13 protein-coding genes and 3 tRNA genes are annotated in these 12,478 nt (G+C 63.9%); 7 read left to right on the forward strand and 9 right to left on the reverse strand.

What is annotated here, in order from left to right:
* Positions 1–37: 37 nt before the first annotated feature.
* From OU419_RS18865 to OU419_RS18880, 4 genes are all read right to left on the reverse strand, one after another.
* Positions 38–817 carry an ABC transporter permease gene (locus OU419_RS18865; RefSeq protein WP_254475925.1) on the reverse strand — a complete coding sequence of 260 codons (780 nt, stop codon included), beginning with the start codon at positions 815–817 and terminating at the stop codon, positions 38–40.
* Positions 814–1,746, reverse strand: a complete 933-nt coding sequence (locus tag OU419_RS18870) for an ABC transporter ATP-binding protein (protein WP_254475927.1) — start codon at positions 1,744–1,746, stop codon at positions 814–816. The genes OU419_RS18865 and OU419_RS18870 overlap by 4 nt, the downstream gene beginning before the upstream one ends.
* Before the next feature lie 91 nt (positions 1,747–1,837).
* A complete protein-coding gene (locus OU419_RS18875) occupies positions 1,838–2,455 on the reverse strand; it encodes a glutathione S-transferase (protein ID WP_254475929.1) in 618 nt (205 codons plus the stop codon).
* A 113-nt stretch (positions 2,456–2,568) separates the two neighbouring features.
* Positions 2,569–3,240, reverse strand: coding sequence for a transglutaminase-like domain-containing protein (locus OU419_RS18880; protein WP_254475931.1), 672 nt, complete (start codon positions 3,238–3,240; stop codon positions 2,569–2,571).
* 206 nt (positions 3,241–3,446) lie between these two features.
* Here OU419_RS18880 and OU419_RS18885 point away from each other — a divergent pair, with 206 nt between their 5' ends.
* The 5 genes from OU419_RS18885 to OU419_RS18905 all read left to right on the forward strand — a co-directional run bounded on the left by OU419_RS18885 (position 3,447) and on the right by OU419_RS18905 (position 8,875).
* Positions 3,447–5,879, forward strand: a complete 2,433-nt coding sequence (locus tag OU419_RS18885; RefSeq protein WP_254475933.1) for an acyl-CoA dehydrogenase — start codon at positions 3,447–3,449, stop codon at positions 5,877–5,879.
* 127 nt (positions 5,880–6,006) lie between these two features.
* Positions 6,007–6,426 carry a PA2816 family glutamine-rich protein gene (locus OU419_RS18890; RefSeq protein ID WP_254475935.1) on the forward strand — a complete coding sequence of 140 codons (420 nt, stop codon included), beginning with the start codon at positions 6,007–6,009 and terminating at the stop codon, positions 6,424–6,426.
* 47 nt (positions 6,427–6,473) lie between these two features.
* Positions 6,474–6,884 carry a PA2817 family protein gene (locus tag OU419_RS18895; RefSeq protein WP_254475937.1) on the forward strand — a complete coding sequence of 137 codons (411 nt, stop codon included), beginning with the start codon at positions 6,474–6,476 and terminating at the stop codon, positions 6,882–6,884.
* A 143-nt stretch (positions 6,885–7,027) separates the two neighbouring features.
* The gene (locus tag OU419_RS18900; protein WP_254475939.1) at positions 7,028–7,297 is read left to right on the forward strand and encodes a hypothetical protein; all 270 of its coding nucleotides are present in this window, start codon (positions 7,028–7,030) and stop codon (positions 7,295–7,297) included.
* A 354-nt stretch (positions 7,298–7,651) separates the two neighbouring features.
* A complete protein-coding gene (locus tag OU419_RS18905; RefSeq protein ID WP_254475941.1) occupies positions 7,652–8,875 on the forward strand; it encodes an ankyrin repeat domain-containing protein in 1,224 nt (407 codons plus the stop codon).
* Positions 8,876–8,979: 104 nt separating this feature from the next.
* Here the strand turns inward: OU419_RS18905 and OU419_RS18910 are convergent.
* The 3 genes from OU419_RS18910 to OU419_RS18920 form a co-directional block, all read right to left on the reverse strand.
* A tRNA-Gly gene (locus OU419_RS18910) sits at positions 8,980–9,055 on the reverse strand.
* Between the two features lie 85 nt (positions 9,056–9,140).
* Positions 9,141–9,216: transfer RNA gene (locus OU419_RS18915), tRNA-Gly, on the reverse strand.
* Between the two features lie 2 nt (positions 9,217–9,218).
* Positions 9,219–9,294: transfer RNA gene (locus OU419_RS18920), tRNA-Glu, on the reverse strand.
* A gap of 216 nt (positions 9,295–9,510) precedes the next feature.
* Between OU419_RS18920 and OU419_RS18925 the strand changes: the two genes are divergently transcribed.
* A complete protein-coding gene (locus OU419_RS18925; protein ID WP_254475943.1) occupies positions 9,511–10,284 on the forward strand; it encodes a hypothetical protein in 774 nt (257 codons plus the stop codon).
* Between the two features lie 39 nt (positions 10,285–10,323).
* Positions 10,324–10,986: a glutathione S-transferase family protein gene (locus tag OU419_RS18930; protein ID WP_254475945.1), complete on the forward strand. Its 663-nt coding sequence runs from the start codon at positions 10,324–10,326 to the stop codon at positions 10,984–10,986.
* 53 nt (positions 10,987–11,039) lie between these two features.
* On the opposite strand, the gene OU419_RS18935 is transcribed toward OU419_RS18930, so the two are convergent.
* Positions 11,040–11,522, reverse strand: a complete 483-nt coding sequence (locus OU419_RS18935; protein ID WP_254475947.1) for a GAF domain-containing protein — start codon at positions 11,520–11,522, stop codon at positions 11,040–11,042.
* Positions 11,519–12,415, reverse strand: coding sequence for an ATP-binding protein (locus OU419_RS18940; RefSeq protein WP_254475949.1), 897 nt, complete (start codon positions 12,413–12,415; stop codon positions 11,519–11,521). The genes OU419_RS18935 and OU419_RS18940 overlap by 4 nt, the downstream gene beginning before the upstream one ends.
* Between the last annotated feature and the right edge of the window lie 63 nt (positions 12,416–12,478).

Consider the following 12,478-nt stretch of genomic DNA (forward strand, 5'->3'; position numbering starts at 1 on the left):
CCGAGAGGGGCCTTCTTTCATCGCTGCGAGAAACGGATCACTGGCGCATGCCACGCCCGCTCACCAGCAGGCGCACGCAGAAAACATAGAGCACGACGGTTGCCACCAGCATGAAAATCACCGCGACACCGATGCGGATGTCCGACACGCCGAGGATGCCGTAGCGGAAGGCATTGACCATGTGCAGGATGGGGTTGGCCAGCGACACGGTCTGCCAGAACGGTGGCAGCAGCGAGATCGAGTAGAAGACCCCGCCCAGGTAGGTCAGCGGCGTCAGCACGAAGGTCGGGATGATCGATATGTCGTCGAAGTTGCGCGCGAACACGGCGTTGATGAAACCGCCCATCGAGAAGATCGCCGCTGTCAACACCACCACCAGCACGGTGATGCCGATGTGGTGGATCTGCAGGCTGGTGAAGAACAGCGACAGCACAGTGACGATCAGCCCCACCGCCAGCCCGCGCAGCACGCCGCCGCAGACGAAGCCGAGCAGGATGGTGTGCGGCGATACCGGCGATACCAGCAGCTCCTCGATGTTGCGCTGGAACTTGCTGCCGAAGAAGCTCGACACCACATTGCCGTAGGAGTTGGTGATCACCGACATCATGATCAGGCCGGGCACGATGTACTGCATGTAGGTAAAGCCACCCATGTCGCCGATCTGCCGGCCGATCAGGTTGCCGAAGATCACGAAGTACAGAACCATGGTGATCGCCGGCGGCAGCAGGGTCTGCGGCCAGATGCGCAGGAAGCGGCGGACTTCGCGGTAGACGATGGTGTTGAGGGCGACCCAGTTGGCGCGCAGTTCGCTGTTCATACGGCCACCTTCGACAGATTCTTCTCCACCAGCGACACGAACAGTTCCTCCAGCCTGTTGCTCTTGTTACGCAGGCTCAACACCTGCAGGCCCTGGGCATTGAGCTGGACGAACAGCCCGTTGATGCCCCTGGACTTGTCCACCTGGACCTCCAGCGTGTGGTCATCCACCAGGCGCGCCGGGTAGCCGTCGAGCTTCGGCGCCTCGGCCAGGGTGCCCTGCAGGTCCAGGAAGAAGGTCTCCACGTGCAGCTTGCTCAGCAGCTTGCGCATGCTGGTGTTCTCCACGATGGTGCCGTGGTCGATGATCGCGATGTTGCGGCAGAGCTGCTCGGCCTCTTCCAGATAATGTGTGGTGAGGATGATGCTGATGCCTTCCTGGTTGAGTTCGGTGAGGAAGTTCCACATCGAGCGGCGCAGCTCGATGTCCACGCCGGCGGTAGGCTCGTCGAGGATCAGGAGGCGCGGCTCGTGGACCAGCGCGCGGGCGATCATCAGCCGCCGCTTCATGCCGCCGGACAGCTCGCGGGAGGCCGAGTTGCGCTTGTCCCACAGGCCAAGCTGGGTCAGGTACTTCTCCGCACGCCCCTTGGCCACACTCATCGGGATGCCGTAATAGCCGGCCTGGGTGACGACAATGTCGAACACCTTCTCGAACTGGTTGAAGTTGAACTCCTGGGGCACCACGCCCAGGCAGCGCTTGAGGCCGTATGGATCCTTGTCGAGGTCGTGGCCGAAGACGTTGACCGTGCCGCTGGTCTTGTTCACCAGGGTGGAAAGGATGCCGATGGTGGTGGACTTGCCGGCGCCGTTGGGGCCGAGCAGGGCGAAGAAGTCGCCCTCGGCGACGTCCAGGTCGATGCCCTTGAGGGCCTGGAAACCGTTGCCGTAGGTTTTCGTCAGTTGACGGATGGACAGCGCGGAACTCATGGGGGATTCCCGGAAAAGGTCTGCTGGAAAAAGGCCTGCTTGATAATGGTCCGCCGCGAGGATTGCAACCTCTGCGGCACGCAAGGACACATCAGGTCAGGTCGGTCATCACTGCTTCACGGTAGGCCGGGCGCGTCTTCAGGCGCTCGTACCAGGCCGACAGGTGCGGCTGCGGCGGGCGCTCGATGGGCATTTCGAACCAAGCATAGATGAAGCTGCCGAGCGGGATGTCGCCCATGCCGAACTGCGCGCCGGAGAGATACGGCTGTCTGGCCAGGGCCTGCTCGGGGATTTCCAGCAGGCGTGCGCAGGTATCGAGCGCCACCTGGATGGCCGCGTGGTCACGCTGCCCGGGCGGCGTGCGCAGGGTGCCCCAGAACAGCGTGCGGAACGGCCCGGCGAAGGTCGACGTGGTCCAGTCCATCCATTTGTCGGCGATGGCACGCGCCTGCGGATCCTGCGCATACAGCGCCGGTGCGTAACGGGCGGCGAGGTAGCGGACGATGGCGTTGGATTCCCAGAGGATGAAGCCGTCATCGTCGAGGGTCGGCACCACGCCGTTGGGATTCAATGCGCGGTACGCCGCGCCGTCGACCACGCCGAACGCGCCGCCGGCGTCGATCCGCTCATAGGCAAGGCCCGCCTCCTCTGCGCACCACAGCGCCTTGCGTACGTTGGAGGAATTCTTCCTGCCCCAGATCTTGAGCATGCTGCGCCTCTCTTGTTGTCATTCGATGGAGTCGCGTCCGCTGGACACAACTTCGGATGACGGCACCCTACCGGCTTGGGCGCCAGGAAAAAAGACGCATGCGCTGATGGTGACTATCGATTGCTTTCATGCTTCGCCGCTTCGGCGCGCATATCGCCGGCCAGCGGCGGCGTCGCCTCGGCGAACAGGTGTGGATAGCACTGCTGCAGGTAGCCGAAGAAGAACTCCTCGGGCACGTCGGCGAACTGGCCGTGGTCACGCAGATATTCCATATGCCGTTCGCCCTCGCGGTTGAATGGGTGGAATACGCTGTCCGTGCGCCCGTCGAACTCCAATGGCAGCACACCAAAGGCTTCACACAGACCGAGATCGAAAGCCGGCGTGGCCTTCACCCAGCGCCCTTCCAGATACAGCTCGGTGTAGCCGTGCATGGCGAATATCTCGCTGCGCAGCAGCTCCAGCAGGCGAGGCGTGGCCAGGTGATTCTTCACATCGGCCAGGCCGATCCGCGCCGGAATCCCGCAATGCCGGGCGCAGGCCGCCAGCAAAGTAGCCTTGGGCACGCAGTAGGACTGCCCGGACTCCAGCGCATGGCTGCCCCGCAGCGTGTGCGGGTCGCGGCTGAACACGTAGGGGTTGTAGCGAACTCCGTCGCGCACCGCGTAATAGAGCGCTACCGCCTGCGCCAGCGGCGTCGCTCCCGCGCCACGGTGATTTTCTGCGAACTCGACTACCGCAGGGTGGTCACTATCCACGAAGCGGCTGGGTTTCAGGTATACCTGCACGGCGCATCCTCCTTGGTCATGGGGGCAGTCTAACCAGACGGAGTGCCCGTCCGACACGGCGATCCGGCCAAGCTGTCCGGCCATGCGGCCATTGGTCATGTGCAGCCAGCTAAGCTTCTGGAGCCGTCGCGCCACTCGCGCAACGTTCGTCATCAAGCCCGCGGAGGCCCGTTGTCGCCGCCCCGGGCTGTCATGGAGGAATCCGCATGCTGTTGCTCTGGTTACTCGTCCTGGTCCTTGTCGTCGCCTGGCTCGCGCACCGCCGCGCCGCGCCGCTCAAGGCGCTGGGCATCGTCGCCGTCTATCTCGTCCTGATGAGTCTGTTCAGCCATGCGCACGGCTGGATGGTGCTGCTGTGGCTGTTATGGGCGGTAGCCGCGACGACCATCCTCGCCACCGACCTGCGCCGCAGCCTGTTCACCTCGCGGCTGTTCGCCTGGTTCAAGAAGACCCTGCCGCCGATGTCCGAAACCGAACGCGAAGCCATCGAGGCCGGCACCGTGTGGTGGGATGGCCAACTGTTCAGCGGCCGTCCCGACTGGAGCACGCTGCTCGGCTATCCCCGCGCACAACTGACCGAAGAGGAGCAGGCGTTCGTCGACGGTCCAACCGAGCAGCTCTGCGCCCTGGTCAACGACTGGGACATCGGCCAGCGCATGGACCTGCCGCCGGAAGCCTGGGCCTTCATCAAGGAACAGGGCTTCTTCGGCCTGATCATTCCCAAGGAATATGGCGGCAAGGGCTTCTCCGCCTTCGCCCACTCCCAGGTGGTGATGAAGCTCGCGAGCCGTAGCGGCGATCTCGCTTCCACCGTGATGGTGCCCAACTCGCTCGGCCCGGCTGAACTGCTGCTCCACTACGGCACCGATGAGCAACGCCAGCGCTACCTGCCGCGCCTGGCCACGGGCGACGAAATCCCCTGCTTCGCCCTCACCAGCCCGCAGGCCGGCTCCGACGCTGGCGGCATGACCGACATCGGCGTGGTCTGCAAGGGCCAGTGGAACGGCGAGGAGGTGCTCGGCCTGCGCCTGACCTGGGAAAAGCGCTACATCACCCTCGGCCCAGTCGCTACGCTGCTCGGACTAGCTTTCAAGTGCCACGACCCGGACCATCTGCTGGGCGAGGAAGAAGACCTCGGCATCACCCTCGCCTTGATCCCCACCGACACTCCCGGCGTCGAGATCGGGCGCCGTCATGTGCCGTTGGGCGCCGCCTTCATGAACGGGCCGAACTCCGGCAAGGACGTGTTCGTGCCGCTGAACGTCATCATCGGCGGCCAGGAAATGATCGGCAAAGGCTGGATGATGCTGATGAACTGCCTGTCGGTGGGCCGCTCGATCTCCCTGCCAGCCGTAGGAACCAGCGCAGCCAAGGTCGGCAGCTACGTCAGCGGGCGCTACGCCCAGGTCCGCGAACAATTCAACGTTCCGCTGGCGGCCTTCGAAGGCATCCAGGAAGCGCTGGCACGCATCGGCGGCAACGCCTGGATGATGGACAGCGCACGCATCCTCACCGCCAACGCGGTGGACCTGGGGGAAAAACCCTCGGTGCTCTCGGCGATCCTCAAGTATCACCTCACCGAGCGCGGCCGCGAGTCCATCGCCCATGCGATGGACATCCACGGCGGCAAGGGCATCATCATGGGCCCGAACAACTACCTGGGCCGCTCCTGGCAGGCCGCACCGATCTTCATCACGGTAGAGGGCGCCAACATCCTCTCGCGCAACCTGATGATCTTCGGCCAGGGCGCCATCCGCTGCCATCCATATGTGCTCAAAGAGATGGAACTGGCCCGCCGCGATGACCAGGAACAGGCGGAGCGCGAGTTCGACGAACTGCTGCTGGATCATATCGGCTTCGCCGTGAGCAACGCCGCCAGCAGCCTGCTGCTGGGATTGGGCCTTGGCAGCTTCGACCAGGTGCCCGGCGATCGTGTCAGCCGGCCTTACTACCGAGCGCTCAATCGGCTGGCCGCGGCCTTCGCGCTGCTGGCCGACTTCAGCATGATGATGCTCGGCGGCGAGTTGAAGCGTCGCGAGCGCCTTTCCGCACGCCTGGGTGACGCGCTCAGCCATCTCTACCTCGGCTCGGCGGCGCTCAAGCGCTACCACGATCAGGACAACCCGGAGCATCTGCAACCGCTGCTGCGCTGGGCGATGGAGGAGAACCTGGAAAAGGCCGAGTCGGCCCTGGCCGGGCTGATCGACAACTTCCCCAATCGTCCGTTCGCCTGCCTGCTGCGCATCCTGGTGCTGCCGCTGGGGCGTCGCCACCGCGGCCCCGGGGATGCACTGGACGCCGAGATCGCCGGCATCCTCGCGCGCCCACAGGGTGACCCTGCGCTACAGGCCATCCTTGCCGGCGCCTTCCTGCCCGACAATCCGCAAGACCCGATCGGCAAGCTCGGCCATGCCTACGACAAACTCGCCGAAGCCGCACCGCTGCAGAAGAAACTGCACCAGGCGCTGCGCGAGGAGCGCGTCACGCCCAAACCCGGACAGTCGCCGATCGACGCCGCGCGTGAAGCGGGCGTACTCGACGCGAACGAGGCGCAAACCCTGCACGAAGCCGAGCGCGCGCGGCGCGCGGTGATCGATGTAGACGATTTTTCCAAGGAAGAGCTGGCCGGCGCGCCCTGAGGCGAACGCCAGCACTGCGAGGGCGCCTGCGGGCGCCCTCGTCGTTCACGGCTTTACCGACGCACAGCAGTGCCGACTACCCTCACAAGGTGCACACTGAAAGAATCCACGACATGGAGAACGCAGCATGCGCCGCCTCACTGCCCTGCTGCTGGCGATACTCCTCGCCAGCGCGGCCCAGGCCGACCCCTGGCTGTACCCGAGCCGCCCCAGGCCCGCGCCAGCGCCAACGCCGGTCATCGACCCGCTCCAGCAACAGCAGGAAACCCTGCGCCGGCAGTCCGAGATGCGCCAGAACGAACTGGACCGCCAGCGCCTGCAGTACGACAGCCAGCGCCTGCAATTGCAGCAGGAGAACCTCAAGCGCCAGCAGGACAGCCAACGCCTGCGCGACCAGCAGCGCAGGCAGAGCGACCAGATGATCCAACGGCAGAAAAGCGACCTGCAGCAACAGCAACTGCAACAACAGCAGCGCCTGCTCGACCAACAGCAGCAACAGATCGACAACCGCCGCCGGCAGATCCAGTCGCAACCGTTCCGCCCGTAACCCGATATACTTCGCAGCCGTTTCAACGCTGTCCCAGAGGAAGCATCATGGCCAACGCCTATCTCGACCACCACCTTGCTCTGCTCAACCACCTGCGCACCATTCTCGGCGCCCTGGGTGAAGCCGAGCAGGTACCGGAAGACAACCACGGCCTGTTCCTCGAACGCTTCGACGAGCTACTGTCCGAACTGCCGCGCGACCCGGAAGGCGCCCAGTACCTGGGCCAGGATCTGATCAGCCAGGTATTCCACCGCTATCCGCAGATCGCCCATCTGGTGCCACGCGACCTGCTGTGGTTCTTCGGCGGCGACTGCCTGCACTTCATGCCCGACGAAGAACTGGAGATTTACCAGCAGCTCGACGAGCGCCGCTTCGATGCAGAAGAGCGCGGCGAAGCCTTCGACTGGAACCGCGAAAAGCAGATGCTCGCCCTGCCGGACGACACGCAGAAGCACTGATCCCTCCCCGGCGCGGCAGTCGAATGCCGCGCCACCCCTGTCAAGTGTCCCTCCCCGCACGGTTGACAAACTGACAAGGACGGCCTGCCGTCGCGCCCTTAGCCTGAGTTCACCACTTCAACCGACTCAAGGCAGGGAACGTCATGCTCAGCTTCAAGATCTCGCAAGAGACCCATCGGAAAGTCCGCCTGGTTTCCACCATCGTCTGCACCACGCTGACCATCTGCTTCATCCTTCTGCTCCTGCTCAGCGGCATCGCCAGCCACTTGCGCGCCAAGCGCATTCTCGCCGACCACACAGTGATCGAAGCCCCCGTGCACCTGGATAACGTCACCGAAGAACGCGGCCGGCGCGGTCGAACCAAGGAAATGATGCACTTCACCTATCGGTTCGAGGTGAAGGGACAGCCCTAAATCGGCCGCTTCGACGTCGCCTCCAGCAACGCCGACCGCTATCCGGAAGGCCGTCTGCTGAAGATCGCCTATTCCAATAGCGACCCCAGGAGCTTCGATCGCCTGGAGCGCCTGGAAGGCCAGATCGGCCTCGGCGGGCTGATCCAGCGGCTGAGTGTCGGCACGCTCGGCGGCGCGTTGCTCGGTTTCATCGTGCACCTACTGGCCACGCGAAAGCTGTTCGTACCGCGCGAAGAAGCAGCAGCCGCCGCTTGACGCGGCCACCACTTCCAGGCGGAAATTCGCCTCGCACCCGGGCCTCCCGGGTGTGGCACAAAGGTGCGCAGGGAACAGACAGCCGAAGGAACCGAGCCCATGAACATGCGCATCAACGCAGCGCAGATCGAACAACTGGTCGCACGTGGCCAGGTCAACAAACGCGAACGCAATGGCAGCACGCCACTCAGCCAGTTCGCGCACGCCTTCTGGCACCTCAGCGACAAGGCCGAGATCGTCCGGCTGATCGGCGTCCTGCTCGACGCTGGCGCCGATCCGAACCTCAGCAAGGTTCCGCCAGCATGCCTGGCCATCGGCCTGGGCACCCTGCGCGGGGAAATCTTCGGCCCTGAAGAAGGCAGCCACGACGACCTGAAGGCCCTGCTCAGCCGTCTCAAGCAAGCCGGCGCCGACCTGGACGCCTTCGAACCCCGCGGGCTGTACAACCCGTTGATCATGGCGGCCTATCTGGGTGATGTCCGCCTGTTCGACGACTTGCTGGAACTGGGCACCAACCCGAACATCACCAACCGCGACGGCTCGACGGCCCTGATGTACGCCGCCGGCGACGTGGACCTGCTCGACAGCAGCACCGCCGGTATCTCCTGCGCGTGGTGCAGGCGTGGCGATCCGCTGGAAGTCACCCGTCGCTTGCTGGCACTGGGCGCAGATCCCGCAACCATCAACAAACGCCGCAGAACCGCGTTGCGAATCGCTGCATCCAAGAACAACTTCGATATCGCCGCCGAACTGGCCGGCGCCCTCGCCGCTCGCCAGAGGCTGACCCATGACGACGTGCGGCTGTTCGCCAGCAGCGCCTGGCAGGCCCAGGTCGAAGCGTTGCCAACCCACACCGCGCAACCCCGTGCGGCTCGCCCCACCGCTACCGCGGGCGTCGCGCAACAGCAGTCTTGGGCGAAGGTACAGAAGAAGCACGACGCATCGACCTGGTACGGCAAGGGCTCCATCGAGGCCAAGGCATTCACCGGCGCGATCCTCGAATACATCCTGGCGAGCGACCTCGCGACCCGCCTGTACGGCACCCACGAAGGCTGGATGCCACCACACAGCCTCCAGCTATCGAAAACCAAAAGCTTCTTCACCCTCTCCGGCGCCGTGGAATTCGGCTGGGCCTATGACGAGAGTGCTGGCAACGACAGTTTCCGAGTCTCGTACGCGCGCCTGGAGAATTGCGACGGCCCGCTTGGCTACAACTGGTTCCGCAAGGAAGAGAAGTGCTTTCCCTTCATCGACCGCCAGGCACCGGACAAGGCGGAGGTCGTCGCCGCCATCGAAGACTTCTGCCAGCGCTACTTCGGCTGAATCCCGGAAACGCAAAAGCCCGCTCGCAGCGGGCTTTTTCATGAATGGCGAACATTTCTGCCGCACAAACGAAAACGCCGCCCGTATGGGCGGCGTTTCGATTTTGGAGCGGGAAACGAGACTCGAACTCGCGACCCCGACCTTGGCAAGGTCGTGCTCTACCAACTGAGCTATTCCCGCAGCAACTCTTTGCAACCTTCAGCTTTCGCCGAAGGGTAACGCCATTTCATCTTTCGCTCACCGCCGGTGGCGATGAGCGAGAATTTGGAGCGGGAAACGAGACTCGAACTCGCGACCCCGACCTTGGCAAGGTCGTGCTCTACCAACTGAGCTATTCCCGCAATGGCGTCCCCTAGGGGACTCGAACCCCTGTTACCGCCGTGAAAGGGCGGTGTCCTAGGCCACTAGACGAAGGGGACGCGGCCCGGAACTTACAACATCTTTCCGACTTCTCCGCTTGCGTTTCCGCGTTTCGCGTCGAAGTGGCGCGCATTCTATGGAGCCTTTGGTGAGGCGTCAACCCTTCAAAGAAAATTTTTTTAAATCAAAGACTTCTGAGTAAAAACTGATCTGCTGCTATCAGCGGTAGCACTAAGACATTACACTCGCGGAAAAACCTTCGGGAGCGTTTCACGGTGTCGCCACTCGTCATTACCGTCCTGGTCCTCGTCGGCATCGCCCTGCTGGTTGCCATTGGCTACATCAACCACCTGGTCGAGAACCGCAAGCTGGAACAGGCTCGGCAGAGGGCCGATCTGCTCGACCGCTGCCGGCGCTGTTCCGATATTTCCGAGTCCATGCCGGGTCAGTTCATGTCACCGGCGCTGAAGCTGCTGCTCAGCCGCTTCGAACTGGCTCTCGGAGAGCGCCTGCTGGCCGTCGACAAACAGAATGCGCAGATAAAGGAGCGCGTCGCCGAACTGCGTCCGCTGGTCGCCCAGGGCGACTCCATTCCCGTGCGCAACGCACCGCAGGCAATTCTCACCGAGGCCAAGGCCAAGGAAGTACGTTTCCTCTTCGAAGCGCTGCACGCCCAACTGACCCGCTGCACGCAGGACGGCATGCTGCCGCGCAACGAAGCCCAGCAGTGGGTGAAGGAAATCCGCCACCTGCTTACCCTTCTGCATATCGACTTCTTCGGTAACCTCGGCCAGCAGGCGCTGCAGCAGGGCCAACCGCGCCAGGCGCGCCTGGCCTTCGAGCGCGGCGTACAGTACATGCGCAAGCAGGCGGACGCCGGCCGCTACCAGGCGCAGCTGCAACAGATGGAGAACCAACTGGCACGCGCCAACTCGATGGTGCTGGAAACAGCCCAGCCCGCCACCGACGAGAACAGCGAACTGAACGATGGTCTCAAGGCGCTGGACGACGACGATCTGTGGAAGAAGAAGAACCTTTACGACGACTGACGCGTCGAATCTCCACCCCACTCGCCCCTGGAGCACCCAATGAGCCTCGTAGTCTTCGGCGCCCCGCTCTCTCCCTTCGTCCGCAAGGTCCGACTGTTCAGTGCCGAGAAGGGCCTCGAATACCAGTTGGAGAACGTCAACCCGTTCAATCAGCCGGACTGGTACCGCGAGCTGAACCCGCTGCGCCGCGTGCCGGCGATCCGCGACGGTGACTTCACCCTCGCCGACTCCAGCGTCATCTGCCAGTACCTGGAAGAGCGCGACCCGCAGCGTCCATCGCTGTGCGGCGACAACGCGCAGTCCAGGGCGCGTATCCGCTGGCTGGAAAAGTACGCCGACTACGAAGTCGCGCCGCTGGCGACCTTTACCGTATTCCGCAACCGCCTGCTCAAGCCACTGATGGGCAAGGTCTGCGACGAAGCCGCGGTCAAGGGGGCGATGCAGGAGAAGCTGCCGGAGCACTTCGACTATCTGGAGAAGTGCCTGGGCGGCAGCGATTACTTCGTCGACAACCGTTTCAGCCTCGCCGACATCGCCCTCACCTGCCAACTGGTGAACATGCGCCACGGCGGCGAGGAGTTGGATGCACAGCGCTGGCCAGCACTGGCAGCACATTTCCAGCGTATCGCCACGCGGCCGGCCCTCGCGGAGATTCTCCAGGGCGAGCAGCAGATCATCTCGAAGATCCTCGCCAAGCGCTGATCACCGGAAACGAAAAAGCCCCGCTCCTGCGGGGCTTTTTCATGGTGTGCCGATCAGCAGTCGGTCAGCCGCAGGAAGATCGCGGCAAGACGCTCGATGCCGCGCTGGTCGGCTTCGCTGAAGCGGCCGACGCTGGGACTGTCGAGATCGAGCACGCCGATCAGGCGGCCGTCCTTCACCAGCGGCACCACCAGTTCGCTGTTCGATGCGCTGTCGCAGGCGATATGGCCGGGAAACGCATGCACATCCTCGACCCGCTGGGTCTCGCGGGTACGCGCGGCCGCACCGCAGACGCCCTTGCTGAACGGTATGCGCACGCAGGCGACCTTGCCCTGGAACGGGCCCAGCACCAGCTCCTCGTTGCGATTGAGGTAAAAGCCGGCCCAGTTCAGATCGGGCAACTCGTTGAACAGTAATGCCGAGAACTGCGCGGCGTTGGCGACGAAGTCGTGCTCATCGGCGAACAAAGACTCCGCCTGCGCGGCCAGCAGCTCATAGCCGTCCAGGCCGGCACCAGCCTGTTGCAGATCGATCATGGGGTATCTCCTTCCAGCAGTTGGCGGCCCACCCAGTAGCGGGCGAATTGGTAGGCGCAACGGCCGTTGCGGTTGCCGCGCCCGAGAGCCCAGCGGATGGCTTCCTTCTCCAGTGCTTCGTCCCAGCTCCAGGCGTTCAGGCCGGACTTGCGCGCCAGCACCTCGACCCAATGACGCACCACGCTGAGGAAGTGCTCCTGGGTGAAGGGATAGAAGGACAGCCAGAGGCCGAAGCGATCGGACAGCGCGATCTTGTCCTCCACCGCCTCGTTGGGATGCAGCTCCCCATCGACCATCTGCCAGTTTTCGTTGTCGCTCTGTTTTTCCGAGACCAGGTGTCGGCGGTTCGAGGTGGCGTATAGCAGCACATTGTCCGGCGCCTGCTCCAGCGAACCGTCGAGCACGCTCTTGAGGACGCGGTAATCGCCCTCGCCGGCGTCGAACGACAGGTCATCGCAGAACAGCACGAAGCGTTGCGGCTGGCCCTGCAACTGCTCGACCACACGCGGCAGGTCCGCCAGGTGATCACGCTCGATCTCGATCAGGCGCAGCCCTTCGCCGGCTAGTTCGGCCAGCAGCGCGCGCACCAGCGAGGATTTGCCGGTGCCACGCGCGCCCCACAGCAGGGCGTGGTTGGCCGGCTTACCGGCGACGAACTGACGGGTGTTGCGCGCCAGTTGATCGCGCTGCTTGTCGACACCGAGCAGGTCATCCAGGCGCAGGTCCAGGCTGACCTCCAGCGGCTGCAGATAGCCGCTGCGCCCATCACGGTGCCAGCGCGCGGCCAGACTGTGCTGCCAGTCGATCGGCTGGCGCACGGCGGGCAGCAGGGGTTCCAGGCGCGCCAGCACCGATTCGGCACGGGCAAGAAAATCGTTCAGACGCGAATCCACGCTTGTCTCCACAGATCGATTGAAGTTCGGCCGCAGGCTATCCCGACAGACGGTCGGGATGGG

This window comes from Pseudomonas triclosanedens (assembly GCF_026686735.1).
Taxonomy (GTDB): Bacteria; Pseudomonadota; Gammaproteobacteria; order Pseudomonadales; family Pseudomonadaceae; genus Pseudomonas; species Pseudomonas triclosanedens.